The sequence below is a fragment of the Pantoea rwandensis genome (assembly GCF_002095475.1).
In the GTDB taxonomy this organism is placed as follows: Bacteria; Pseudomonadota; Gammaproteobacteria; order Enterobacterales; family Enterobacteriaceae; genus Pantoea; species Pantoea rwandensis.
This window is the reverse complement of the sequence record NZ_MLFR01000031.1, coordinates 25,432-49,889: the sequence shown is the minus strand read 5'-3', so window position 1 is coordinate 49,889 and position 24,458 is coordinate 25,432. Positions and strand designations below refer to the sequence as shown.

At 53.9% G+C, this 24,458-nt stretch carries 23 protein-coding genes; 11 read left to right on the top strand and 12 right to left on the bottom strand.

From position 1 onward, the window contains the following. Positions 1 to 87: 87 nt before the first annotated feature. Complete coding sequence (gene frsA / locus HA51_RS22325; protein WP_084936949.1) at positions 88 to 1,335, bottom strand: esterase FrsA; 1,248 nt, start codon at positions 1,333 to 1,335, stop codon at positions 88 to 90. Between the two features lie 121 nt (positions 1,336 to 1,456). Beyond that, positions 1,457 to 1,915 (bottom strand): xanthine phosphoribosyltransferase, encoded by a 459-nt coding sequence (gene gpt, locus HA51_RS22320; protein WP_007887137.1) that lies wholly within the window; start codon positions 1,913 to 1,915, stop codon positions 1,457 to 1,459. Positions 1,916 to 2,169: 254 nt separating this feature from the next. Between gpt and pepD the strand changes: the two genes are divergently transcribed. From pepD to HA51_RS22300, 4 genes are all read left to right on the top strand, one after another. Beyond that, a complete protein-coding gene (pepD, locus tag HA51_RS22315; RefSeq protein WP_084936946.1) occupies positions 2,170 to 3,630 on the top strand; it encodes a beta-Ala-His dipeptidase in 1,461 nt (486 codons plus the stop codon). Between the two features lie 292 nt (positions 3,631 to 3,922). Continuing rightward, on the top strand, positions 3,923 to 5,428 hold the full coding sequence (locus HA51_RS22310) for a sugar ABC transporter ATP-binding protein (protein WP_084936943.1): 1,506 nt from the start codon (positions 3,923 to 3,925) through the stop codon (positions 5,426 to 5,428). Continuing rightward, the gene (locus HA51_RS22305; RefSeq protein ID WP_084936940.1) at positions 5,425 to 6,423 is read left to right on the top strand and encodes an ABC transporter permease; all 999 of its coding nucleotides are present in this window, start codon (positions 5,425 to 5,427) and stop codon (positions 6,421 to 6,423) included. The genes HA51_RS22310 and HA51_RS22305 overlap by 4 nt, the downstream gene beginning before the upstream one ends. 27 nt (positions 6,424 to 6,450) lie before the next feature. Then, complete coding sequence (locus HA51_RS22300) at positions 6,451 to 7,521, top strand: sugar ABC transporter substrate-binding protein (protein WP_084936937.1); 1,071 nt, start codon at positions 6,451 to 6,453, stop codon at positions 7,519 to 7,521. A 49-nt stretch (positions 7,522 to 7,570) separates the two neighbouring features. Here HA51_RS22300 and dinB read toward each other — a convergent pair whose 3' ends face one another. Next, positions 7,571 to 8,626 (bottom strand): DNA polymerase IV, encoded by a 1,056-nt coding sequence (gene dinB, locus HA51_RS22295; protein WP_084936935.1) that lies wholly within the window; start codon positions 8,624 to 8,626, stop codon positions 7,571 to 7,573. Positions 8,627 to 8,869: 243 nt separating this feature from the next. Here dinB and dpaA point away from each other — a divergent pair, with 243 nt between their 5' ends. Further along, the gene (gene dpaA / locus HA51_RS22290) at positions 8,870 to 9,613 is read left to right on the top strand and encodes a peptidoglycan meso-diaminopimelic acid protein amidase (protein ID WP_084936932.1); all 744 of its coding nucleotides are present in this window, start codon (positions 8,870 to 8,872) and stop codon (positions 9,611 to 9,613) included. Here the strand turns inward: dpaA and HA51_RS22285 are convergent. Next, the gene (locus HA51_RS22285; RefSeq protein ID WP_084936929.1) at positions 9,584 to 10,351 is read right to left on the bottom strand and encodes a class II glutamine amidotransferase; all 768 of its coding nucleotides are present in this window, start codon (positions 10,349 to 10,351) and stop codon (positions 9,584 to 9,586) included. The genes dpaA and HA51_RS22285 overlap by 30 nt on opposite strands. A 50-nt stretch (positions 10,352 to 10,401) precedes the next feature. After that, positions 10,402 to 10,980, bottom strand: a complete 579-nt coding sequence (gene lpcA / locus HA51_RS22280; RefSeq protein WP_084936927.1) for a D-sedoheptulose 7-phosphate isomerase — start codon at positions 10,978 to 10,980, stop codon at positions 10,402 to 10,404. A gap of 245 nt (positions 10,981 to 11,225) precedes the next feature. Here lpcA and fadE point away from each other — a divergent pair, with 245 nt between their 5' ends. Next, on the top strand, positions 11,226 to 13,670 hold the full coding sequence (fadE, locus tag HA51_RS22275; RefSeq protein ID WP_084936924.1) for an acyl-CoA dehydrogenase FadE: 2,445 nt from the start codon (positions 11,226 to 11,228) through the stop codon (positions 13,668 to 13,670). A gap of 123 nt (positions 13,671 to 13,793) precedes the next feature. On the opposite strand, the gene mtnK is transcribed toward fadE, so the two are convergent. Further along, positions 13,794 to 14,993 carry an S-methyl-5-thioribose kinase gene (gene mtnK / locus HA51_RS22270; protein ID WP_084936921.1) on the bottom strand — a complete coding sequence of 400 codons (1,200 nt, stop codon included), beginning with the start codon at positions 14,991 to 14,993 and terminating at the stop codon, positions 13,794 to 13,796. A gap of 105 nt (positions 14,994 to 15,098) precedes the next feature. On the opposite strand from mtnK, the gene mtnA reads away from it, so the two are divergent. Continuing rightward, positions 15,099 to 16,118 (top strand): S-methyl-5-thioribose-1-phosphate isomerase, encoded by a 1,020-nt coding sequence (gene mtnA, locus HA51_RS22265; RefSeq protein ID WP_084936918.1) that lies wholly within the window; start codon positions 15,099 to 15,101, stop codon positions 16,116 to 16,118. A gap of 78 nt (positions 16,119 to 16,196) precedes the next feature. On the opposite strand, the gene HA51_RS22260 is transcribed toward mtnA, so the two are convergent. From HA51_RS22260 to HA51_RS22250, 3 genes are read right to left on the bottom strand one after another with little or no spacing between them, the layout of a single operon-like run. Continuing rightward, a complete protein-coding gene (locus HA51_RS22260; RefSeq protein WP_084936915.1) occupies positions 16,197 to 16,739 on the bottom strand; it encodes a 1,2-dihydroxy-3-keto-5-methylthiopentene dioxygenase in 543 nt (180 codons plus the stop codon). Position 16,740: 1 nt separating this feature from the next. Next, the gene (gene mtnC / locus HA51_RS22255) at positions 16,741 to 17,424 is read right to left on the bottom strand and encodes an acireductone synthase (RefSeq protein ID WP_084936914.1); all 684 of its coding nucleotides are present in this window, start codon (positions 17,422 to 17,424) and stop codon (positions 16,741 to 16,743) included. Continuing rightward, positions 17,421 to 18,035, bottom strand: a complete 615-nt coding sequence (locus HA51_RS22250; protein WP_084936911.1) for a methylthioribulose 1-phosphate dehydratase — start codon at positions 18,033 to 18,035, stop codon at positions 17,421 to 17,423. Before HA51_RS22250 ends, mtnC begins: the two co-directional genes overlap by 4 nt. Before the next feature lie 131 nt (positions 18,036 to 18,166). Here HA51_RS22250 and HA51_RS22245 point away from each other — a divergent pair, with 131 nt between their 5' ends. From HA51_RS22245 to HA51_RS22230, 4 genes are all read left to right on the top strand, one after another. After that, on the top strand, positions 18,167 to 19,327 hold the full coding sequence (locus tag HA51_RS22245) for a pyridoxal phosphate-dependent aminotransferase (RefSeq protein WP_084936909.1): 1,161 nt from the start codon (positions 18,167 to 18,169) through the stop codon (positions 19,325 to 19,327). Further along, positions 19,315 to 20,085 (top strand): amidohydrolase, encoded by a 771-nt coding sequence (locus tag HA51_RS22240; protein ID WP_084936906.1) that lies wholly within the window; start codon positions 19,315 to 19,317, stop codon positions 20,083 to 20,085. Before HA51_RS22245 ends, HA51_RS22240 begins: the two co-directional genes overlap by 13 nt. A 116-nt stretch (positions 20,086 to 20,201) precedes the next feature. Then, complete coding sequence (locus HA51_RS22235) at positions 20,202 to 20,513, top strand: type II toxin-antitoxin system HigB family toxin (protein ID WP_084937017.1); 312 nt, start codon at positions 20,202 to 20,204, stop codon at positions 20,511 to 20,513. Next, positions 20,510 to 20,926 carry a helix-turn-helix domain-containing protein gene (locus HA51_RS22230; protein WP_084936903.1) on the top strand — a complete coding sequence of 139 codons (417 nt, stop codon included), beginning with the start codon at positions 20,510 to 20,512 and terminating at the stop codon, positions 20,924 to 20,926. The genes HA51_RS22235 and HA51_RS22230 overlap by 4 nt, the downstream gene beginning before the upstream one ends. A 41-nt stretch (positions 20,927 to 20,967) precedes the next feature. On the opposite strand, the gene katG is transcribed toward HA51_RS22230, so the two are convergent. The 3 genes from katG to uraD all read right to left on the bottom strand — a co-directional run bounded on the left by katG (position 20,968) and on the right by uraD (position 24,455). Then, positions 20,968 to 23,166, bottom strand: a complete 2,199-nt coding sequence (katG, locus tag HA51_RS22225; RefSeq protein WP_084936900.1) for a catalase/peroxidase HPI — start codon at positions 23,164 to 23,166, stop codon at positions 20,968 to 20,970. 462 nt (positions 23,167 to 23,628) lie between these two features. Beyond that, positions 23,629 to 23,964, bottom strand: a complete 336-nt coding sequence (uraH, locus tag HA51_RS22220; protein WP_084936897.1) for a hydroxyisourate hydrolase — start codon at positions 23,962 to 23,964, stop codon at positions 23,629 to 23,631. Next, on the bottom strand, positions 23,961 to 24,455 hold the full coding sequence (uraD, locus tag HA51_RS22215; protein ID WP_084936895.1) for a 2-oxo-4-hydroxy-4-carboxy-5-ureidoimidazoline decarboxylase: 495 nt from the start codon (positions 24,453 to 24,455) through the stop codon (positions 23,961 to 23,963). The genes uraH and uraD overlap by 4 nt, the downstream gene beginning before the upstream one ends. Positions 24,456 to 24,458: the final 3 nt, after the last annotated feature.

Sequence of the window (24,458 nt, the reverse complement as noted above, 5' to 3'; positions counted from 1 at the left end):
CGTAAAATGTCTTTCGTTACGCTTAGGTTGTACGCAACGCAAACTTTCCCGGATATAAGTTTTAGCAGAGAGTGGGGATTTCGCCAGTCAGACACCCAATTGTTTTGCCAGCCAATCGCAAATTTGATTCAACGCCTTCTCGAAACTGGCGAAAACCGGCTTGACGGGGATCGCGAGAACCTTGCCTTGTGCGGAGGAGTTGGCAATCAGCTGCGCTTCCTCTTCAGGGCTAAATAAATCATTCGGCCAGTAAGCTGCCAGCATCGGCGTCGGCGTTCGACGCCCCAATAAGCCCTGTACTTTCAAAGAATACCGATTCAGTTCAATGCGTAAATTACTGTCAGAGGCCGAGGCCATCCCCAGACGGCTCGCCAGCATATCCATGTACATATCCGGCAGTTTCTGCTGGCGCTCTGTATCCACAAAGACGTTGTGCACCATTGCCCCTAACGTGGCAACCGCTCGCAAGCGGGGTACTTCCAGATAGGCAAGCCGCGTTGCGACGTTGGCACCAAACCGATAACCAAATAACGCGACACGCGTATGGTCAATCCAGGGAACATTGCTCAGCTCACGCAGCACCTGTTGGTGAAGCTGGCTGGTGTCCTGATTCAGCGTCCATTTACTGCTAAACCCGACAGAGGGCATATCCAGCGTTAGCATGGCAATACCGCGCGGTGCGAGATAATCATGGAACAGGCGATAGTGATCGCTTTGTAACGAATCCAGGCCACCGCAGAGCAGCACCGTAGGATAAGGTGCCTCGGCCTGTGCGGGCATATGCAGGAAGCCCGTTACCGGGCTGCCGCCGCTGATCTGGAAGGTGAGCGATTTCAGCTCGCCGGGCAGTCGTTGTGTGGCTTCTTCGTAAGCGCGATTCGCCAGAACCTGCGCCTGATCGGCCAAATCATCACCCTTGATATAGGGGTAAGCAGCGATGCTGTAGAGATTTGACGCGTGCAGCCACTGTTGGCCCGCCTCGTCATGGTCCTCATTCTGCATCGCAAGCTGTTGCCACACCGCAGCCTGCTTTGACCACTCGTAGTTCCAGTTGCCGCCACGATAGCCAATCACCGTGTCCAGTTGGTTATCGTCGGTATGCTCATACTCGCAGATGGCGATGCGCGCCAGCACTTCGCTGATCTCTTGCGGCGTCAGGCCACGCCATGTCCACAGCAGTTTATTGAGCATACGATACCAGCAGCGTTGGGTATCGCCTTCAAGGGCGTTGTGCACCTGCATCGTATGGTGATGCTGGCGATGCACCAGTGAGGAGGTTTCTGGGTGTTTGAAGCGGGGCTTAAAAAGCTCTTCGCTGAGGTTTTTATCCGACATCTTAGACGTTCTCCCGCGATAGTCGCATAGATGCCTAAGAGTGTACTGCACCCGCCTGTTAGGTGCGAGGCGTAGAATGCACAACGCCCGGCATAACCGGGCGTTGTTTGCGTTGCATCAATCAGCTTTTGACGATTGGCGGAATATAGACCACGCCCATGTCCCATGGCTGTTCGATCCAGGTGTTCTGCGGAATATCGACAATATAGTCGTCCACCAGCGCACGGCCAGCAGGCTTCGCGAAGATAGTGCAGAAACGCGCTTTCGGATACATATCACGGATCGCTTGCGCGGTGCCGCCAGTATCGACCAAATCATCAATCACGATGAAGCCTTCACCATCGCCCTCGGCACGCTTCAACACTTTCATTTCGCGCTGATGATCGTGGTCGTAGCTTGAGATGCACACGGTGTCGACATAGCGAATACCCAGTTCACGCGCCAGCAGCGATGCCGGAACCAGACCACCGCGGCTCACCGCGATGATACCTTTCCACTGTTCCACAGGAAGCAGGCGCTGGGCCAGTTTACGGGCATGAATCTGCAGCATGTCCCAGGTGACGACGTATTTTTCGCTCATAAAAGAAATCCCGACCAACAAAGTTGGCTTAAAAATATGCAAGGGGGAAAAGGTTGCGCGAGATTATAAGGATCTGACGCGTTAAAAACCAGCATCTGTCGCACTGGATGCAGGATTTTAGCGCGCCTGAGTACGCACCCGGTGAAAAACAGTGATATTCTCAGCCTCATCACGTCAGATGTGCTGACGGCGATCTTTCACTGGAACCCGGCGTGCGAGCGGTATGTCCGCCGCGCTGACACAGGAGATGCATTGTGTCTGAATTGTCGCAACTTTCCCCCCAACCGCTGTGGGATATTTTCGCTAAAATCTGCTCCATCCCACATCCTTCTTATCATGAAGAAGCGCTGGCTGAGCACGTTGTTAGTTGGGCCAAAGAGCAAGGCTTTTGGGTTGAGCGCGATCAGGTCGGCAATATCCTGATTCGCAAACCGGCCACTGCGGGTATGGAAAAACGTACTCCTGTCGCGCTACAGGCGCACCTTGATATGGTGCCGCAGAAGAACAACGATACGGTACACGACTTCACCAAAGATCCGATTCAGCCTTATGTTGATGGCGAGTGGGTTAAAGCGCGCGGCACCACGCTGGGCGCCGACAATGGTATTGGTATGGCTTCTGCGCTGGCGGTGCTGGCCGATAACAGCCTGATCCATGGTCCGCTGGAAGTACTGCTGACCATGACTGAAGAGTCGGGTATGGATGGCGCATTTGGTCTCCAGCCAAACTGGCTACAAGCCGATATCCTGATCAACACCGACTCTGAAGAAGAAGGTGAGATCTATATGGGTTGCGCGGGCGGTATTGATTTCATCACCACCCTGCCATTAAGCCGCGAAGCGATTCCTGCGGGCTTTGAAACCCTGAAGTTGACCCTAAAGGGCCTGAAAGGCGGTCACTCCGGTGCCGACATTCATCATGGTCTGGGCAATGCCAACAAGCTGCTGGCGCGCTTCTTCGCGGTATACGCGCAGGAACTGGATGTGCGTCTGATTGAATTCACCGGCGGCACGCTGCGTAACGCGATTCCACGTGAAGCTTTTGCCACACTGGCTGTCGACAGCCATAAAGTGGATGCGCTGAAATCGGCTGCGGCTCATTTCCAGGCCACGCTGCTGAACGAGCTAGGCATCAAAGAGAAGAACATTGCGTTAACCACGGAGACACTGGCACATCAGAGTCAGGCCCTGACCATGGACAGCCGTGACCGCTTCATCAACCTGCTGAACAGCACGCCGAACGGTGTGATCCGCAATTCTGATGTGGCAAAAGGCGTGGTGGAAACCTCGCTGAACGTCGGTGTGGTAACGATGGATCAGGACAATGCCGAAATCATTTGCCTGATTCGTTCACTGATCGATACCGGTAAAGATTGGGTGGTTGAAACCTTAACCTCACTGGGCCAATTGGCGGGCGCGAAGACTGCACCTAAAGGCGGCTACCCAGGCTGGCAGCCTGATGCGGATTCGCCGGTCATGGCGCTAACACGCAAAACCTACGAAGCACTGTTTGGCAAAACGCCTAATATCCAAGTGATTCACGCCGGTCTGGAGTGTGGTCTGTTCAAGAAGCCGTATCCGAACATGGATATGGTTTCCATCGGGCCAACCATTACCGGTCCGCATTCACCGGATGAGCAAGTTCACATCGAAAGCGTTGGCCTGTACTGGAAACTGCTGACTGCGCTACTGACGGTGGTGCCAGAGAAGGCATAAGCCTTCTTCTTTGCTGTGAGAAACCAGGCTTCGGCCTGGTTTTTTTATGCCGTAATCTGGTCGGGTACGATTTTTATATCGCTCGATCCACCTAGCAGATTCCTCTACAAACCAACCTTATAACCTCCTGATTTCACCATACCTTTACTTCCCTCCAGTTTTAGCCGCCGTTACACCCAGATGTCTGGATGGCTAATAAGATTTCGTGCTAGCTTATGCGCTTTCGTTTGTTGCTCAACGTTATGGGTTCAGAAAAAATGCGACCCACCCTCTCTATTAAAGGCTTGGCCCAATGAGTGCGATTAACCGCCTGGAGATGCGTAATATCTCCATCGCTTTTGGCGGTTTTGCCGCGTTGACCCAGGTCGATTTTCTCACCGAGGGCGGCTCGGTACATGCGCTGACCGGCGCCAACGGTGCAGGAAAATCTACGCTGATGGCAGTGCTGTCTGGCGCGCATAGCCATTACACTGGCGAAATTTTACTGGATGATGTGCCGGTTGCGATCCGTTCACCGCGCGATGCCAAACAACTCGGTATTCATCTGGTGCAGCAGGAAGTGGATGTAGCGCTAGTGCCTCAACTTAGCGTGGCGGAAAACATCCTGCTCGATCAGCTCGCGGAACCCGGCCATGTTTACAGCTGGCGCGACATCCGCCGTCAGGCACGTGCCCTGCTGGAACAGTTGGAAGTGAACCTCGACGTTAATCGTCTGGTGGAACGCTGCTCGCTGGCAGAAAAACAACAAATTCTGTTGGCCCGCGCCCTGTCCCATCATTGCCGTTTTCTGATTCTGGATGAACCCACTGCGCCGCTGGATCAGCACGAAAGCGAGCGCTTGTTTACCGTGGTGCGCCGTTTACAAAACAACGGCATTGGCGTGGTGTTTATTTCCCACCGTATCCATGAGTTGAAAGCGATATGCGATCGCTTAACCGTGCTGCGCGATGGCCGACTGATTGAAAGCAGCCCGATGGCGGCTCTGAGCGGCGAGCAAATCGTAGAGAAAATGCTCGGGCATCAGCTAACCGATATCTACCCACCGCGTCGTGAACGTCGTGAGCAGCCGCTGCTGTTATCAGTTGAAGGCCTGCACGATGATCAACTGCTCGCCGACATCTCACTGCATCTGCGCAAAGGTGAAATTCTCGGCATTGCCGGTCTGGCTGGTGCAGGTAAAACGGAACTGTGCAAAGCGTTGTTTGGTGCCAGCAAAAGCCGCGTTGAGAAAGGCGAACTGCACGGTAAGCCCTGGAAACCACGTTCGCCGCACGACTCAGTCGAAAACCGCATGGCGCTGGTGCCGGAAGAGCGTCGCAAAGAGGGCATCTTTATTGAGGAATCGGTGGCAATGAACCTTAGTGTTAGCGCCGACAACAGTTTCTCGCGCTGGAGCCTGTTCGGCCATCGTCAGGCCTGGCGCTGGGCTGAAGAAGTCATTCAGCGGTTAAATGTGCGCACCACGGGGCCGGCACAGACACTGCGCCGCCTGTCAGGAGGCAACCAGCAAAAAGTGGCAATCGGCAAATGGTTACGTAATAACGCAGACGTGCTGATTTTTGATGAGCCAACCAAAGGCGTGGATATCAAAGCCAAAACTGACCTCTTCAGTTTGATCGATGGGTTAGCGCGCGAGGGCAAAGGCATCATTTACGCCTCTGGCGAGTTTTCCGAACTGGTCGGCTTATGTGACCGTATTTGTGTGCTCTGGGATGGGCGCATTGTGGCAGAAATGGAAGGTCGTGAGGCCACAGAAGAGATGCTATTGCTTTATTCCACCGGAGGAACCCCTGCGTGAGCAGCAAAGAACTATCCCTGAACCCGCAGCCTTCTCTGCGTCATAAATTATTCGACTTCCTCTACAAGTGGGGCATGTTACTGACCGTGGTGATCCTGATCGCCGGGTTTGGCCTGGCGTCGGACAGCTTCCTCGAACCGACTAACATCATCAACATCCTGCGTTCCATTGCCATCGTCACGGTGATTGCGATTGGTGTGTCGATTTCACTGACTATCGGTGGCTTCGATTTGTCGGTGGGATCTACGGCTTCGCTGGCCAATGCATTGGTGATTTCGCTGTTTGTCTGGCACGGTTTTGGCACCACCGAAGCGATTATCATCACGCTGCTGCTGTGCACCCTGGTTGGACTGCTCAACAGCTTCCTGATCGTTATTCTGCGCATCCCCGACATGCTGGCTACGCTGGCGACATTGTTCGTGATTCAGGGTGTGGCGATGACCTACAGCTTCGGTGGTTCTATTACTGAAAATATGGTGATGCCGAGCGGCGATATGGCAGAAGGCACCATTCCAGCAGCGTTTGGCCTGCTGGGTCAGGTACCCACCATCGTGATCATCATGCTGGTGGTGACCGTTGTGGCGCAGCTGGCTCTGTCTCTGACCAAACATGGGCGCCGCATGTACGCGCTGGGTGGCAATCCAGAAGCCGCGCGTCTCTCCGGCATTCGCACTACGCGCTATCGCGTACTGGCCTATGTTTTAGCATCACTGCTGGCCGGTTTAGGCGGCATTCTGCTGGCATCACGTATTGGCTCTTCGCAGGTCAATGCTGGCAGTGGTTATTTGATGGATGCCGTTGCCGCGGCGTGGATCGGCTTTTCACTGGCCGGTTCCGGCAAACCTAATGCGCTCGGTACATTAGTGGGCGCAATCATCCTTGGTGTGTTGCAAAACGGGCTAGTGATGCTGTCCGTGCCTTATTACGCCATGGACATTATCAAAGGCTTGGTGCTGGCTCTGGCCTTGGCGATTACCTACATTCAGCGCCGCTAAGGCGCGTTTACTGAGAAAGAGATCATAATGAAAAAAATTACCCTTTCGCTGCTGGCGTTAAGCCTGCTGAACGCCAGCGCTGCTTTCGCCGACACGGTGATCCCGGTCCCTGCCGCCATCGCCAATCACGAAGGTCCGGTGCGCATCGCTATCATCCGCAACCTGGGTTCAGACGATAACACCACCCAGTTTATTGCTGGTGCCATTCAGCAAGGCCGTCAGTTAGGTTTTAAAGTCAGCACCTTCCTGAGTAACGGCGATGATGCGCGCTTCCAGGACTTCGTTAACCAAGCGATTAGCCAGAAGTACGACGGCATTATTCTCTCGCACGGCAAAGACCCTTACTCCACCGCGTTAGTGCAACGTATTGTGGATGCGGGTATCAAATTGTCGGTATTTGATACCCCAGTGAATACGCCAGTCAATGGCGTCACCGTGACCGCGCAGGATGATGCTTCGCTGGCACAGGCGTCACTGGGCCAGCTGATCAGTGATTTCCATGGCAAAGCCAATATCATCAAACTGTGGGTGGCGGGCTTCCCACCACAGGAACGTCGCCAGGTCGTGTACGAGAAGTTGCTAAAAGAGAATCCAGGCATTCATCAGCTGGAATCGATTGGCGCCGTCTCAACTGACGTGCAAGGCGACACCGCTAACAAAGTTGGCGCAATTTTGGCGAAATATCCAAAAGGTCAGATCGATGCTATTTGGGCATCATGGGATGCCTTCAGCCAGGGCGCGTATAAAGCCTTGCAGGAGAATGGTCGAACTGAAATCAAGATTTACAGCATCGACGTATCCAACCAAGACCTGCAGCTGATGCATGAGAAGAACAGCCCATGGGTGCAGACGGTCGCGGTTGACCCTAAAACCATCGGTGCAGTGAATATGCGTTTAGTGGCGAACAAAATCGCGGGTGAAGCCACTCCGGCGAGCTACGAATTTAAGGCGGCTTCGATTTCGCAGCAGTTGCTGAATAGCCAGCAAGGTGCGATTAACGTGACTTCCCTGAACAAGATCATCCCAGGTTGGGGTGTGAATAATGATTTCGTCGCCCCTTGGTTTGCTACGCTGGAAGCGAAATACGGCAAGAAGTGATTTAATCACTGACCTCTTGAACATGGCGACGTTAACGTCGCCATGTTTATTACCAACCCAATACCAACTGCCTTTCCAGCTGTGGGTCAACCATGGTGACGTGCAATCCCACCAGCCTGACACCGCGCCCTGCACGCCGTTCATCCCAAGCCTGGCGTGCCACTGCGATCATGTCATCCTTATTTAACACCGGCCAGACATGCTCTTGGGTGGTCTGCTGAAAATCATTAAACTTCAACTTCACCCCCTGGCGGGCAATCTGTTTATCGGGACGAATATTCGTCAGACGGCGATCTAATTCGGCATAGAGGAAATCGATGATCTCCAGGCACTGCTCCCAGCTGTGAATGTCTTCAATCAATGTCCGTTCAACACCCAGTGATTTGCGCTCGCGCTCCACCACCACATCGCGATCGTCAATGCCGTTGCTGCGCTCCCACAGCACGCGGCCAAACTTACCAAAGCGTTTGAGCAGTTGCGCCAAATCTGCTTTTTGCACATCGGCACAGGTCCGCAGCCCCATCTCTTCCAGTTTTTTGGTCGCTACTTTACCCACGCCAGGGATTTTGCTTAAGGGCAGCGTCAGTAAAAAGTCAGGCATCACCTGCGGTGTGATCACATATTGCCCATCAGGCTTATTGAGATCGGAGGCAATCTTGGCGAGGAATTTGATCGGCGCGATGCCAGCAGAAGCGGTTAACCCGGTTTCGCGCAGGATGTCAGCACGAATGGCTTGCGCCATCAGTGTGGCCGAGCCCTGACAATGCTCGCTGTCAGTGACATCCAAATAGGCTTCATCTAACGAAAGAGGTTCAATCAGAGCGGTATAGCGCGAGAAGATATCGCGAATCTGGCGTGATGCTTCTTTATAAGCATCAAAGCGCCCGGGCAGTAACTTGAGATGCGGGCAAAGCTTCAGCGCCATCGCGGTGGGCATTGCGCTGCGCACACCAAATTTACGCGCCGGATAGTTAGCGGTGCTGATCACGCCACGCTGGACACGGCTGCCACCAATAGCGATGGGGATATCACGTAATGAAGGATCGTCGCGCATTTCAACCGCTGCGAAAAAGCAGTCCATATCGACATGAATGATTTTGCGCATACGCCCTCCGAATACTGGATAAGTATACAGCAGTAAAAAATATCGGCAATCATTGTTGAGCGACGTATTAAAGTTTACAAAATTCTGGTCGTAATCCCTTTAGGAATGCACCATTTTCTCGGACACTGTCTTGATTAAACCTCAGACAATGTTAATGTTGCGCTGCGGTAGCGGATATTTCCGATAATGCAATACCAAGACGCTTTGCGTCATCGTCTCTCTTCACTTCAAGGTACACACAGAATGGGCAGAATCGCATTGTTGCTTGCGATGATTCTTATGCCGGTCCTAAGCTGGGCAATTTCACCAGAGCCTACACAACCGTCGGCTCCAGTGAGCAAAGATTTAAAGAAACAATTACTGGGTACACCCGTTTTTATTCAGATCTTCAAGGAAGAGCGCACGCTGGAACTGTACGGCAAAATCGGTAATGAATATCGTCTGCTGGACAGCTATCGCATCTGTAATTTCTCTGGCGGTTTAGGGCCTAAACGTCGTCAGGGCGATTTTAAAAGTCCGGAAGGGTTTTATAACGTCAAGCTTAACCAGTTGAAACCTGACAGCCGTTTCTACCGCGCGATTAATACCGGGTTCCCGAATCAATACGATCGTGATAAAGGCTATGACGGTAACTATTTGATGATCCACGGTGATTGCGTGTCGATTGGCTGCTATGCCATGACCAATGCGTCGATGGATGAGATCTTCACTTATGTGAACGCCGCGCTGCGCAATGGACAGCAGGATGTGCAGATTAACATCTATCCGTTCCATATGACGGATAGCAATATGCAGCGCCACCGCTACTCAACCTACATCAACTTCTGGCGTGAACTGCAGCCGGGCTACGCGTATTTTGAGAAGTACCATGTGCCGCCAACGGTCAACGTGACGACCACAGGACAATATGCGGTGAACAGCACGCCGGTGATTTCAACACCGGAGGCTGCTTCCAAGTCATTCCTGGCGCTCACCCAGGCAAAATAATGCCCACTCGCCTGGCACTATCCGGTGCCAGGTTTCATTGCCCGTCAGCGGCTGGGTCGCAATCACAGTGACCACATCTTTTGGCGTGGTTTGCTGCAAAAAATCAATTTCTACATCCTGATCGAGCAAGGTCGCCTTACCAAACGGCGCACGGCGTGTAATCCAATACAGATTGGTTGAGCAATATGCCATCAAATAGCGACCATCCGACAAGAGCATGTTGAACACGCCTTTCTGACGCAACTCACCCGCTAACTCAGCAATGTAACGGAATACCGCAGGCCAGCTACCGGGCGTACGCGGGTAGCGCTCAGCCAGCTTGTGCAGAATCCAGCAGAATGCCTTTTCGCTATCGGTTTCGCCTACTGGGCGAAAATGGCCGCTATCAAGCTGGCGATAACCTTTCAACTGCCCATTGTGCGCGTAGGTCCAGTTACGTCCCCATAACTCTCGCGTGAACGGGTGAGTATTTTCCAGCGATACCTCGCCGCGATTCGCCTGGCGAATGTGCGCCACGACCGAATGTGATTTGATCGGGTACTCTTGCACCAAACGCGCAATCGGTGAGTTGTAGCTTGGCTGCGGATCTTTGAAGGTGCGGCACCCTTTGCCTTCATAGAAGGTGATGCCCCAGCCATCTTTGTGCGGCCCGGTTCCGCCGCCACGCTGCACCAGACCGGTAAAACTGAAACAGATGTCCGTAGGGACATTGGCGCTCATCCCGAGCAATTCGCACATAGCAACCGCCTTAAGTCAGAACCTCCCGCGATGGCGGGAGGAACACGTCATTACTTAACCATCTCTTTTTCGACCAGCAGCATCAGGATGTGAATCACTTTGATATGAATCTCCTGGATGCGGTCCGCGTAACCGAAGTGCGGCACGCGAATTTCGATGTCTGCGGTGTCAGCCATCTTGCCGCCATCTTTGCCGGTCAATGTGATCACTTTCATGCCTTTTGCACGCGCTGCTTCGACCGCTTTAATGATGTTAGCGGAGTTGCCCGAGGTTGACAGGCCCAGCAGCACATCTCCTTCTCGGCCTACCGCTTCGATATAGCGCGAGAAAACATAGTCGTAGCCAAAATCGTTGCTGACGCAGGAGAGATGGCTGACATCAGAGATGGCAATAGCTGGATAGCCAGGACGATTTTCACGGTAGCGCCCAGTCAGCTCTTCAGCAAAGTGCATGGCATCACAATGGGAGCCGCCGTTGCCACAGGAGAGCACTTTGCCGCCTGCTTTGAAGCTGTCAGCCAGCAACACGGCTGCGCGCTGAATCGCGTGAATGTTTGCTTCATCACTCAGGAACTTATTGAGCGTATCGGCTGCTTCGTTAAGTTCTGAGCGAATAATGTCCTGATACATAGGGATGTCCTTTAGAGGAAAGATTGACCCTGCAAGTTTAACGGAATGGGGCAAAGCAGCAAAGCGCCTGCATAGCGTAAAACGCGTAGAGAATGTCCCGTTTCGCCTAATGGCATCCACCCCCGCGTGATTTTGTGAGTTCCGTTGTAATTGCGGTGTAAACAGATTGCTAAATCTCGCGCGCTGCTCTAAACCTTACCTTATAACAGGTCAGACCTCTTACTACTTACACGGAGCGGTTCATTATGTTGCTTGCCTCAATTGTCGCGACGCTGATTTTAGTTAGCGCCCTCTTCTACCATCAAGTTTCGCTGCGGTTGAGCAGCGTGGTACTGCTGCTGTGGACAGCTGCTTTAGCTGCTGCGGGTTTGTGGACGCCTTGGTTGTTGCTGCCTTTGGCGATCATTTTGTTGCCTTTCAATCTGCCTGCGATGCGTCGCAGCATGTTCTCAAAACCTGCGCTGCACAGCTTCCAGAAAGTGATGCCGCCCATGTCGCGTACCGAAAAAGAAGCCATTGATGCCGGTACAACCTGGTGGGAAGGCGATCTGTTCCGCGGTAAACCGGACTGGCAGAAACTGCATAACTATCCGCAGCCGCGCCTGACAGAAGAAGAGCAGGCTTTCCTGGAGGGGCCGGTTGAAGAAGCGTGTCGCATGGCCAATGATTTCCAAATCACGCATGAACTGGCCGATTTGCCACCGGAACTGTGGGCTTACCTCAAGCAGCATCGTTTCTTCGCCATGATCATCAAAAAAGAGTATGGCGGCCTCGAATTCTCTGCTTATGCACAAGCGCGCGTACTGCAGAAACTGGCGGGCGTCTCCGGTATCCTGGCGATCACCGTGGGCGTGCCGAACTCACTCGGCCCAGGCGAATTGCTGCAACACTACGGCACGGATGAGCAGAAGGATCATTATCTGCCTCGTCTGGCGCGCGGTGACGAGATTCCATGCTTCGCACTGACCAGTCCAGAAGCGGGTTCTGATGCGGGTGCCATTCCGGATACTGGCGTGGTGTGTATGGGTGAATGGCAAGGTCAGCAGGTGCTGGGTATGCGCCTGACTTGGAACAAGCGTTATATCACGCTGGCGCCGATTGCCACTGTACTCGGCTTAGCCTTCAAGCTCTCAGACCCCGACCATCTGTTGGGAGAGACAGAAGAGCTGGGCATCACCTGCGCGTTGATTCCCACGCAAACTCCAGGCGTTGAGATTGGTCATCGTCACTTCCCGCTCAATGTGCCGTTCCAAAACGGCCCGACACGCGGCAATGATATTTTCGTACCGATTGATTTCATCATCGGTGGCCCAGCGATGGCAGGCCAAGGCTGGCGTATGCTGGTGGAGTGTCTGTCAGTGGGTCGCGGCATCACCTTACCGTCTAACTCGACCGGTAGCTTGAAAAGTATTGCACTGGCAACCGGTGCTTATGCGCATATCCGCCGTCAGTTCAAAGTCTCCATCGGTAAAATGGAAGGGATCGAAGAACCACTGGCACGCATTGCCGGTAACGCCTACGTGATGGATGCCGCCGCCACGCTGATTACCAGTGGCATTATGCTGGGTGAAAAACCGGCCGTGTTATCCGCTATCGTGAAGTACCACTGCACGCATCGTGGCCAGCGCGCCATTATTGATGCGATGGATATCGCGGGGGGTAAAGGCATCATGCTCGGTGAAAACAACTTCCTGGCGCGAGCGTACCAAGGTGCGCCTATCGCCATCACCGTGGAAGGTGCCAATATTCTGACTCGCAGCATGATTATCTTTGGTCAGGGCGCTATTCGCTGCCATCCATGGGTGTTGGAAGAGATGAACGCCGCGGCGAAAAATGACCTGGTTGCCTTTGACCGTGCGCTGTTTAGTCATATTGGCCATGTGGGTAGCAACAAAATCCGTAGCCTGTGGCTCGGCTTAACCGGTGGCCGCACTAGCGCCGCGCCGACGCGCGACGTGACGCGCCGCTACTATCAGCAGCTCAATCGCCTGAGCGCCAACCTTGCACTGCTGTCAGATGTGTCGATGGCAGTACTGGGCGGCAGCCTGAAACGTCGTGAACGTATCTCAGCGCGCTTGGGTGATGTGCTGAGCCAGATGTACTTGGCCTCCGCCACCCTTAAACGCTATGACGATGAGGGTCGTAACGAAGCCGATCTGCCATTGGTACACTGGGGCGTGCAGGATGCGCTGCATCAAGCCGAAGTGGCAATGGATGACCTGCTGCGTAACTTCCCCAATCGCCTCGTGGCAGGTGCGCTGCGCATGGTGATCTTCGCCGGCGGCAGACACTGTCCAGCACCGTCTGACAAACTGGATCATAAGTTGGCGAAGCTGCTGCAACTGCCTTCCGCGACACGTACACGTCTGGGCCGTGGCATGTATTTAACGCCAAGCGAGCACAATCCAGCCGGCCTACTGGAGCAGGCTTTACAGGATGTGATGGCAGCGGAAGTGATTCATGAACGCCTGTGCCAGCAGCAGAAAAAACACCTGTCGTTTACGCGCTTGGATGCGTTGGCGCAGCGTGCGCTGAAAGAGGGTTGGATTGATGAAAGTGAAGCGAAGGTCCTGACCCGAGCTGAAGCCAGCCGTCTGAAAGCGATTAACGTGGATGAGTTTGCGCCAGAAGCGCTGGCCGCACCTAAACCGCAGGAAAAGAGTGCCACACGCGCCAGTGAAGCGGCGTAAAACTAAAAAAGCCTCCAGATGGAGGCTTTTTTTATGGGGCATGGCGTCATTTATCCCGCATGCACAGCGCGGTTTCGCTCCCCTAGCGCAGTGAATTGCGCGACTACAGGGTCGAAGCGCGACTTAACCCGCTTGGCGAATGCGCGCGATCAGCGCATCCACATCCGTAATATGATCTGCTGCCAGAATCAGCGTACGGCCCAGCGTGATGCAACTACGAATACATTCCGTCCGCATCGTATCATCGGCAATCTGTTTGAAGTCGGCCACGTGAGACATGCCCACGGTGCGACGAATGAGCTCCGTTCCGCAATAACCAATGGTGTCGCTCCACACTTTGCGCAGGAAGGCTTCCGCATAGCCCGGATAGGCCAGCGCCACATCGGAAGTCTTGGCATGAGCCAGTTCCAGGAAGCGGCTGGAGAACTGCGTCCAGACTTCATGCGCATCGCTCAGACGACGCTCGCGCCCTTCCGCCGCTTCACGCGGTGCCAGCAAACCAGGCAGGCAGCAGTAGTTAATCAACAGGTTGCCAATCGCGCTCCCCACATCGAAGCCTATTGGACCAAAATAGCCAAACTCCGCGTCGATCACTTTTAGGCTGCCATCGGCCACAAAGATAGAACCACTGTGCACATCCCCGTGCAGCAACGCTTCGGCATCCGCGAAGAAACGATGCTTCAACCCTGCCACCGCGATTTTCAGGGCATCATCGGTGCGCAGGCTGACCACCAGCGACTCCAGTGCTGCTGGATACTTGTTGCGTTCGTGATCGGTAAAGGGATCGTTGAAGAACAGGTCTTCAGTGATTTCGCACATTTCAGGGTTAATGAAACGCGCCACTTCCGCCTTTTTCTTGTGCGGATGGAGATAGAAATCGGAGGTATGGAACAGCGTTTGTGCCAGATATTCACCCACCTGACGACCCGCTTCAGGGTAGTAAGCCCCTTTCACCAACTCGCCACGCCAGATACGATGGCTGGAGAGGTCTTCCATTACCATCACCGCTAAATCGGCATCGTAATGGGTGACGTTAACCGTGTGCTCTGGGCAGTGTTTGTAGTGTTCAACCAGCGTTTGTGCTTCAAGACGCGCACGATCCAGCGTTAACGGCCAAGACTCTCCCACGCAACGCACATAGGGTAGAGCTTGCTTTACGACCACACGGCTCTGGCCTTGGTTATCGAAAATCTTAAACACCAGGTTGAGATTGCCATCGCCGATCTCTTCTGCGCTGACCAGCGCTGACGGATCGTCCACACCGCCAAATTTTTTAGCATATTCCACAGCATCTGCAGCGGTGAAGGTACGGTATTGCGACATTGCCTGTTCCTCGACATTCGATAGTAATAAGCCGTTTGGACGTCTATACATCCGTCACGCATGTTGGCACAATAGCCACTATTAACGCAACAGGGATTTCACACCATGCAAACACTTCGTACCACCAGTCTTGAGGTCCGCGACAATCAGCTGTGGATCCTTGACCAACAAGCGCTGCCTCAACAACAAAATTGGCTGCCTGCGCACACTGTGGCCCAGTTGGTTGATCACATCCATGCGCTGCGCGTGCGCGGTGCACCACTGATTGGCCTCTCAGCCAGCTTGCTGCTGGCGCTGCTGGGCGAACAAGGCTTAGCACGCAGCGCATTAGCGGAAGCGCTGGAAGTATTACGTGCGGCACGCCCTACGGCGGTTAATCTGATGAACAATCTGGATCGCATGAAGATTGCGCTGGCGGAAAGCGATCACGTCACCGCATTAAGTGCTGAGGCGCTGCGTCTGGTGGCGGAAGACAAGCTGCTCTGTGACAACATTGCCCGCGCCGGTAGTGCACTGGTTAAGCCAGGCAGCCAACTGCTGACGCACTGCAACACGGGCGGCCTCGCCACTGCGGGTGTCGGCACCGCGCTGGGGGTGATCGCCCATGCACATCAGCAAGGTTTAGTCCGCAATGTCTGGGTAGATGAAACCCGCCCGCTGTTGCAGGGTGGCCGTTTGACCGCATGGGAACTGGGCGAACTTAATATCCCGTATCAGCTCATTACTGATTCCATGGCCGCCAGCTTAATGGCGCGAGGTGTCGTGGATGCCATCTGGGTCGGCGCAGACCGCATTGCGGCCAACGGTGACGTAGCGAATAAAATTGGTACTTACAGCCTGGCAGTGCTGGCACACTATCACGGCATTCCCTTCTATGTGGCCGCACCGCACACCACGCTGGATCGTCTCTGCCCGAACGGCGAGGCCATTCCGATTGAGCAGCGCGCTGCCAGCGAAGTCACCGGTGTGTCGGGGAGTTTTGGTAGCGTGCAGTGGGCACCGGAAAACGCCGCCGTGTACAACCCGGCGTTTGATGTTACGCCAGCAGCCCTGATCAGCGGATGGGTGTTAGATACCGGCGTGGTAACGCCTGAGCAGGTAAAGGAAGGCATTTTCCAGCCTTAAGGTGCCTACTGAAACATAAGGTCGCCATGAATGGCGACCTTATGATGGCTCAACTTGCGCATTTATGCGCACAGGTCGTCATGCCAGACGGGGATAGGCATCCGCAATATTGTCGCCGGTGAAGTTGGCTACCCAGCCTTCTTGGTTATCGAAAATACGAATCGCCGTGAAGTGCGGCTCAGAACCCATATCAAACCAGTGCGCGGTACCCTCTGGCACGGAAATCAGGTCATTCTTCTCGCACAAAATCTGGTACACCTCATTGCCAATATGCAGGCAGAACAGGCCTGATCCCTCAACGAAGAAACGTACTTCATCTTCGCTGTGGGTATGTTCATTCAGGAACTTCTCGCGCAGCACCTGCTTGTTAGGATTGTCAGCACGCATGCTCAGCACATCCCAGCTCTGATAGCCCTTCTCAGCCACCAAACGGTCAATCGCGTGTTGATAAGCTTTGATGACGGTTTCAGCATCAGGATCTTTACCCAGATCGCGATCGGCCTCCCAACGTTCAAAACGCACATTCTTGGCATTAAGGCGCTCGCGAATCGCTTCCGCATCGGTACTGTGCCACACCGGTTGGCTGGCTTCGGTATCGCTAAAAATGGTCAATGCACTCATGTTAAATTGACTCCGGTTTAATCTGGGAAAAATCATTCACCTGATGATGGCGACTGGCGTTATCCGCCTCGCCACGAATTAACTGCAATGTATGCCAGCCTGCTTCCGCCGCTGCATCAAGTTCCTGATGGATATCCGACAGGAACAACAACGAAGAGGGAGCCAGGCCAATCTGCTCGGCGATATTGCGATAGGACTGCACTTCACGTTTCGCCCCGACGCCCGTATCAAAATAGCCGCTAAACAGCGAGGTTAAATCACCTTCATCGCTGTAGCCAAATAACAGTTTCTGCGCGGCCACCGATCCAGAGGAATAAACATACAGGGCGATCCCCTGCTGCTGCCAGCGTTCAAAAGCGGGCAGCACATCCGGATAAAGGTGCCCGGTGAACTGACCTTCAACATAACCGGCACACCAAATCATGCCTTGCAGCGCTTTCAAGCCGGGCGATTTGCGATCTTCATCGATATAACCGATTAGAGTGGCGATCACTTCTTCCTGCGTCGCCTCAGGTGCAGCAGATTCTTCACGCACGGCATTCAACGCCGCGATAACCGGCTCATCCGTCTGGTTCTCACGTACAAAGGCAGCTAGATGCTGGCGCGCATAAGGGAACAACACCTTGTGCACAAACTGAATATCACTGGTGGTGCCTTCAATATCGGTAACAATTGCGCGAATCATTTGTCCTCCAACAGCCGACGTTGCAGTTCACATTCAAACAGGAATTCCAGCCCTTCCAGATGGCGACGCGCTTCATTGACGTCTTTGCCCCAGCAGGTTAAGCCGTGGCCGCGCAGCAGGAAGCCGTATTGCAGCGGCGCATCAGCCGCAAAGGCTTCAATACGCTGTGCCAGTGCTTCGATGTCTTGATCATTATCAAACACCGGGATCGCCACGGTGTTCAGATGGGTATCCTGTCCGGCGAGCGTTTTTTGCATCTCGTAACCGCTCAACAACAATGCGTTACCCTTCTCCACACGTGACAGCACGGTGGAGTTCACCGTATGGGTGTGCAGTACCGCACCAGCTTGCGGGAACAAACGATAAACTAAGGTATGCAACCCGGTTTCCGCTGACGGCTTACGTCCAGAAGGAACCGTGTTGGTAGCAATCTCAACCTGAATAAAGTCATCACGCGTCAAGTTGCCTTTATCTTTGCCCGATGCACTCAATAAGCAGTATTCCGCGTCCTGGCGCACCGACATGTTACCGCCGGTGGCAGGTGCCCAGCCTTTGGCGCCGATCCAGTGGCAGGCGGCCACTAAATGTTCCAGGGGGAGAAAATCCGTCATAGTGAAGGTGAGGCTCCGAAGTTGTATTTAGACGTCTAAGCGTCTCGATTGCCAAATATTACCATCCTGTGTAGAGTGGCATCAACACAGGGTTTCTCCGCATCGACATTCGCGCTTAAGGCCACCAAATAATGACGCAGCACAACCTGATTCCCGAGAGCAAATTACCGGCACTCGGCACCACTATTTTTACGCAAATGAGCGCCCTCGCCGCGCAGCATAACGCCATCAATCTGTCACAAGGTTTCCCCGATTTTGACGGCCCGCACTATTTGCAGGAACGTCTGGCTTACCATGTGAGTCAGGGCGCAAACCAATATGCACCAATGACCGGTACGCTGCCACTGCGCGAAGCGATTGCGGATAAAACGGTTGAGCTTTATGGTCATAAACCCGATGTAAACAGCGATATCACCGTGACCGCGGGTGCCACCGAAGCGCTGTATGCCGCCATTACGGCGTTGGTGCGTCCGGGCGATGAAGTGATCTGTTTCGATCCCAGTTACGACAGTTACGCGCCTGCTGTGCAACTGGCCGGTGGCGTATTAAAACGCATTGCATTACAACCCCCAGGATTCCGCGTTGATTGGGCAGAATTTCGTGGTTTGGTCAGTGCGAAAACCCGTTTAGTCATTTTGAATACGCCGCACAATCCCTCCGCAACCGTGTGGCGCAAAAGCGATTATGCCGAACTGTGGCAGGCGATTTCTGAGCAAGAGATCTATGTGCTAAGCGATGAAGTGTACGAACACATCTGCTTTGATGAAGAGGGCCACGCCAGTGTGTTGGCGCATGCCGAGTTACGTCAGCGTGCCATTGCCGTCTCTTCATTTGGCAAAACCTTCCACATGACCGGCTGGAAAGTCGGCTATTGCATCGCGCCTGCGGCTATCAGTGCGGAAATCCGCAAGGTGCATCAATATCTGACCTTCTCAGTGAACACTCCGGCGCAGTTGGCGATTGCCGATATGCTTCGCCAGGAGCCTGAGCATTATCGCGACCTGCCCGCTTTTTATCGTGAACGCCGCGATTGCCTGGTTGAAGCCCTTTCTGGTAGCCGGTTCAAAATCCTGCCGTGCGAAGGGACCTACTTTGTGCTGCTGGATTACAGCGCCATTTCCGATCTGGATGACGTGAGTTTCTGCCAGTGGCTGACCAAAGAAGTCGGTGTAGCAGCGATTCCGCTGTCGGTATTCTGCGCCGATCCGTTCCCGCACAAGTTGATTCGCCTGTGCTTTGCCAAACAGGAAGCGACGCTGATCGCTGCTGCGGAGCGCTTATGTCGGCTTTAAAAATTACCGTTCTGCAGGAAACTCTGAGCTGGATGGACGGCGAAGCCAACCTGCATCACTTTGATGGTGTATTGAAAGGCATTGAAGGTCGCGACCTGATTTTGCTGCCGGAAATGTTCACCACCGGCTTTGCCATGGAAGCAGCAGAGAGTTCGCTGCCGCAGGAACAGGTGGTGGAGTGGTTGCACGGCCATGCGAAAACCAGCAATGCATTGATCGGTGGCAGCGCCGCCATCCAAACGGACAAAGGCGCAGTAAACCGTTTTCTGCTTGTTGAGCCAGATGGCACTGTGCATCAGTACGATAAGCGCCATCTGTTCCGCATGGCGAATGAACATCAGCATTATGTCGCGGGCGAGACACGTGAAGTGTTTACCTGGCGCGGCTGGCGCATTCTGCCGCAGATTTGCTACGACCTACGTTTCCCGGTGTTCTCCCGCAATCACAACGATTACGATCTGGCGCTCTATGTTGCCAACTGGCCAGCACCGCGCGCGCTGCACTGGCAGTCACTGCTGATGGCACGTGCGATTGAAAATCAGGCTTACGTTGCCGGTTGCAATCGCGTCGGCAGCGATGGCAATAGCCATCAATACAGCGGTGACAGTCGGATTATATCGCCGCTGGGTGAGATTCTTGCCGCTGGCGAACCTTTCGCCCGTGCCCGACTGGATGCGGAGTTGTCGCTGGACGATCTGCAAGCCTACCGCGAACGCTTCCCAGCGTGGCGCGATGCCGATGGGTATACGCTGAATTAAGCTTTCTGCCGCGTCTCTCTGACGCGGCCTTCTCTTTTTTTATTTTCTGTTTCCACATTGGAAACACTGCTTTCATCGGCTACAATGTTTCCATGTTGGAACATGCCGAGGGAATGATGCACGTTATTTCAAGGAAGATGTTTGCCGAAGCTGCACTGCGCTTTCCCAATGATGCAGCAGCGCTGGACGCGACATACCGCACTTTACATGGCAGGGATTTTGCCGATCCTGAAACGCTTAGAGATTTCTTTCCAAGCCTGGACCGCATGAAGTATCCGGTGAAATGGTGGGTAATCAATGTTGGCGGTAACAATCTCAGGTTGATATTTTTCGCCGACTTTATCGCGGGACGCATTCTCATTAAGCACATCAGTACTCATGCTGAATACGACAAGTTAGTTAAGTTCTATCGGGAGAACAAAGAATGATCGCCGAAGCTATTCAGGCCTCAGATAACCTGATTAAAGCCATCCCCCTGCTTGGCGGTAGTCAATCGAAAGCAGATTATGAGCAGGCGCTCGAGCTGGTTGAGTATTTGATTGAGCATCAACCCTCTCATCCACTGATTGAAATGCTGGCCGATAAAGTCGCGAAATACGAAGAGCATGCGCCGGAATTTGCTGCCTTCAACGCGCGAATTAAGACACTACCGGGCGGAGTTGCGCTGCTACGTGTTTTGATGGATCAACACGATTTGAACCAGTCTTCTTTCGTTCAGGAAATTGGTCAGCGTTCTTATGTTAGCCGTATTTTGAAAGGTGAACGTCAGCTCACAGATAAACATAAAGCGGCATTGGCGAAACGTTTTAACCTGCCATTTGAAGCATTTCGCGAAGATTAAACTGAAAAAGCCGCAGTGTTACCGCTGCGGCTTTAGTTTGATTACAGCTCGAAACGATCCAGATTCATCACCTTGGTCCAGGCTGCTACGAAGTCATTGACGAACTTCTGCTTGGCATCGCTGCTGGCGTAGACTTCGGCCAGTGCGCGCAAGATTGCATTGGAACCAAACACCAGGTCGGCACGCGTTGCGCTGAACTTCACTTCACCGCTGGCACGGTCGCGTCCTTCGAACAGCTCGGCGCTCTCATCGGTAGCGCGCCATGCGGTGCGCATATCCAGCAAATTAACGAAGAAGTCATTGCTCAGTACGCCAACACGATCGGTGAACACGCCATCATGATTGCCATCAAAGTTGATGCCCAGCACGCGCAGACCACCCAGCAGCACGGTTAATTCCGGTGCGCTCAGCGTCAATTGCTGTGCTTTATCCAACAGCAGGGTTTCCGTCGATGAACCGCCCGCAATGCGGCGATAATTACGGAAACCATCGGCCAGTGGTTGCAGCACGTCGAATGACTCGATCTCAGTTTGGTCCTGACGCGCATCGACGCGGCCTGGGATAAACGGCACTTGTACCGCGACACCTGCCGCTGCGGCAGCCAGTTCAATGCCGACGCTGCCCGCCAGAACGATCACATCCGCCAGTGACGCTTTACCAGACTCTTGCTGAATTTTCTGCAACGTTGGCAGCACATCGTGAATCACGCTGGCATTGACTGCCCAACCGTTTTGCGGTGCCAAAGCCAGACGTGCTCCGTTCGCGCCACCACGTTTATCACCACCACGGAAAGTGGAAGCGGATGCCCAGGCAGCAGAAACCAGTTGGCTAGCACTCAAACCTGAAGCGGCAATCTTCGCTTTCAAATCGGTGATGTCATCAGCGGTGGGCTGATGGGTTGCCGCTGGCAACGGATCCTGCCAAATCAGATCTTCTTTAGGGACTTCTGGGCCGATGTAACGCGCTTTTGGCCCCATATCGCGGTGGGTCAGTTTGAACCAGGCGCGAGCAAAGGCTTCATTGAACGCCTGGGGATCGTTGAGGAAGCGGCGGGAGATCTTGCCGAACTCCTCGTCAAAACGCAGCGTCAGGTCGGTGACAAGCATGGTTGGCTTACGCTTTTTCTCGGGATCAAACGGATCGGGAATAATCGCTTCCGCATCTACCGCTTCGAACTGGATCGCGCCCGCCGGGCTGTGTGTCTGCACCCATTCGTATTTGAACAGGTTCTCAAAGAAGTAGTTGCTCCACTGCGTTGGGGTTTGCGTCCACACCACTTCAAGGCCTGAAGTGATGGCATCTGCGCCTGAACCGCTGCCGTAACTGCTGTTCCAGCCAAGGCCCTGCGCTTCCAGCGGTGATTCTTCCGGATCAACGCCGACATGGCTGGCCGCTGCCGCACCGTGGGTTTTACCCAGCGTGTGACCACCGGCAATCAGCGCAACGATCTCTTCATCGTTCATGCCCATATTGCCGAAGGTGGCGCGAATCGCAGGGGCGGCAGATTTCGGGTCGCCGCTGGCTTCCGGGCCTTCCGGGTTGACGTAAATCAGGCCCATCTCGGTGGCACCGACCGGCGCATTGGCCAGGCTCTCTGGATGACGATGCGCCAGCCACTCTTTCTCGTTACCCCAATCCACATCCATATCCGGTTCCCACACATCTTCACGTCCGGCACCAAAGCCGAAGGTGCGGAAACCAGCGTTTTCCAGTGATACGTTACCCGCCAGAATGTAGAGGTCGGCCCAAGAAATCTTCTGACCGTATTTTTGTTTCACCGGCCACAGTAGGCGACGCGCTTTATCGAGGCTGACGTTATCTGGCCACGAGTTGAGCGGTGCAAAACGCTGCTGACCACGGCCTGAACCGCCACGACCATCAACGGTGCGATAAGTACCGGCACTGTGCCACGCCATGCGAATGAACAGCCCAATATAGCTGCCCCAGTCTGCTGGCCACCAGGATTGAGAATCGGTGAGGATGGCGCGAATATCGGCTTTGAGCGCCGAGTAATCCAGCTTGCTGAACTCGTCGCGGTAATTGAAGTTTTCACTGAGGGGGTTAGAACGGTTGGAGTGCTGATTTAACAGATCGACACGCAGCATATTAGGCCACCAGTCGCGGTTGGATGTCCCGCTACCGGCACCGCGTGCCAGAACACTTTTTTCTTCCGACGCCCCGTGATGAAAGGGGCACTTACCTGACGCTGCTGCATTATCGTTATTGTCGTGCGTGCTCATTTTTCGGCTCCGTTTGCTTCACATTGTCCGGTAAAGATAACCGCACATTGTGAAAGAATATATTTGGATGAACCGAAGGTTTTGATAGTTACTGTCTTTCAAGCGCAGCGTGTGACATGACGCACAGAAAGTAGGGGTTTAACGCCAGCTGCGTTTAATTGCATCATTAATACAGGTGCCGTTAGCGGCCAGATACGCATCAATGCATCATCAAAACAGGTGTCGTTTACGGCCAGCTACGCATCAATGCATCATCAAAACAGGTGTCGTTTACGGCCAGCTACGCATCAATGCATCAATGCATCAATGCATCAATGCATCATCAAAACAGGTATCGTTTACGGCCAGCTACGCATCAATGCGTCATTGAGACAGGTGTCGTTTGCAGCCAGGTAGGCATCCATGCGTACCCGACGATCAAAGAGGGTTGTAGGGGCGCCATTTATGGCGACCGTTACAAAATTAACTGCCGCGATAGGTTGACCACGACCAGGGAGAAATCAAAAACGGCAGATGGTAGTGACTGCCCGCTGCGCCAATCACAAAATCAATTTGCGCGCTGACATAGAGTGCATCGCGCCCATCAGCAGCAAAGTAGTCGCCAATCTCGGCAGTGAGTCGGTAATGGCCCGGCGCTAACGGCTCTGGCGTCAGATCTTTAATACGGCCATCGCTGTCAGTTTCACCTTCCGCAATCGGCAACCATCCTTCCGGGCTATTCTGTTCCAGTGAAATCGCTACGCCTATGGCCGGTTTACCCAGCGCGGTATCCAGAATGTGCGTGGTAATGGTGCTCATACGATGCTCTCCTTTAACCGTAACAAGGTGATTTCCCTTAGCTGCGCCAGCGCTTCCTGCTGTTCTGCCTCTGCATCATTGTTGAGCCTGCGCTGCAATTCCGCCAGCATCTCCTCACCACTGCGTCCTTTAGCACGAATCAAAAATACTCGGCCAAAGCGCTGCTCATAGGATTGATTGCCCGCCAGCATGGCAAATTGCAGTGCGCCGTCGGCTTGTTGCATGGCCGACTGCTCATTGCGCGATAGCGTCGCCTCTTTGCCCGCCCCCTGCGCCCGTTCACCAATGCGTGGATGGGCACTCAGCGCTTGCTCGAGTTCTCCAACTTGCCACTGTTGAGCAAGACTCGCGGCCGCGCTATACAGATCGGTCAGACTGTCAAAAGGGCGTGCGGTGACCACCGCGTGTTGCCAGGCAGGAATCGCGACGCAATGCGCTATCGCTACCTGCGCCTCGACGGCAGAGGCCTGATTGAAACGGACGAGATCCATGCT

What these genes read in the sequence shown, in the direction of transcription:
- gpt (WP_007887137.1), bottom strand. Translation starts at nt 1,915, where the DNA reads ATGAGCGAAAAATACGTCGTCACCTGGGACATGCTGCAGATTCATGCC.
- dinB (WP_084936935.1), bottom strand. Translation starts at nt 8,626, where the DNA reads ATGCGCAAAATCATTCATGTCGATATGGACTGCTTTTTCGCAGCGGTT.
- HA51_RS22250 (WP_084936911.1), bottom strand. Translation starts at nt 18,035, where the DNA reads ATGACGGATTTTCTCCCCCTGGAACATTTAGTGGCCGCCTGCCACTGG.
- mtnA (WP_084936918.1), top strand. Translation starts at nt 15,099, where the DNA reads ATGCAAACACTTCGTACCACCAGTCTTGAGGTCCGCGACAATCAGCTG.
- HA51_RS22235 (WP_084937017.1), top strand. Translation starts at nt 20,202, where the DNA reads ATGCACGTTATTTCAAGGAAGATGTTTGCCGAAGCTGCACTGCGCTTT.
- HA51_RS22230 (WP_084936903.1), top strand. Translation starts at nt 20,510, where the DNA reads ATGATCGCCGAAGCTATTCAGGCCTCAGATAACCTGATTAAAGCCATC.
- uraD (WP_084936895.1), bottom strand. Translation starts at nt 24,455, where the DNA reads ATGGATCTCGTCCGTTTCAATCAGGCCTCTGCCGTCGAGGCGCAGGTA.
- lpcA (WP_084936927.1), bottom strand. Translation starts at nt 10,980, where the DNA reads ATGTATCAGGACATTATTCGCTCAGAACTTAACGAAGCAGCCGATACG.
- HA51_RS22285 (WP_084936929.1), bottom strand. Translation starts at nt 10,351, where the DNA reads ATGTGCGAATTGCTCGGGATGAGCGCCAATGTCCCTACGGACATCTGT.
- HA51_RS22245 (WP_084936909.1), top strand. Translation starts at nt 18,167, where the DNA reads ATGACGCAGCACAACCTGATTCCCGAGAGCAAATTACCGGCACTCGGC.
- HA51_RS22310 (WP_084936943.1), top strand. Translation starts at nt 3,923, where the DNA reads ATGAGTGCGATTAACCGCCTGGAGATGCGTAATATCTCCATCGCTTTT.
- uraH (WP_084936897.1), bottom strand. Translation starts at nt 23,964, where the DNA reads ATGAGCACCATTACCACGCACATTCTGGATACCGCGCTGGGTAAACCG.
- fadE (WP_084936924.1), top strand. Translation starts at nt 11,226, where the DNA reads ATGTTGCTTGCCTCAATTGTCGCGACGCTGATTTTAGTTAGCGCCCTC.
- HA51_RS22240 (WP_084936906.1), top strand. Translation starts at nt 19,315, where the DNA reads ATGTCGGCTTTAAAAATTACCGTTCTGCAGGAAACTCTGAGCTGGATG.
- katG (WP_084936900.1), bottom strand. Translation starts at nt 23,166, where the DNA reads ATGAGCACGCACGACAATAACGATAATGCAGCAGCGTCAGGTAAGTGC.
- dpaA (WP_084936932.1), top strand. Translation starts at nt 8,870, where the DNA reads ATGGGCAGAATCGCATTGTTGCTTGCGATGATTCTTATGCCGGTCCTA.
- mtnC (WP_084936914.1), bottom strand. Translation starts at nt 17,424, where the DNA reads ATGATTCGCGCAATTGTTACCGATATTGAAGGCACCACCAGTGATATT.
- frsA (WP_084936949.1), bottom strand. Translation starts at nt 1,335, where the DNA reads ATGTCGGATAAAAACCTCAGCGAAGAGCTTTTTAAGCCCCGCTTCAAA.
- HA51_RS22260 (WP_084936915.1), bottom strand. Translation starts at nt 16,739, where the DNA reads ATGAGTGCATTGACCATTTTTAGCGATACCGAAGCCAGCCAACCGGTG.
- HA51_RS22300 (WP_084936937.1), top strand. Translation starts at nt 6,451, where the DNA reads ATGAAAAAAATTACCCTTTCGCTGCTGGCGTTAAGCCTGCTGAACGCC.
- mtnK (WP_084936921.1), bottom strand. Translation starts at nt 14,993, where the DNA reads ATGTCGCAATACCGTACCTTCACCGCTGCAGATGCTGTGGAATATGCT.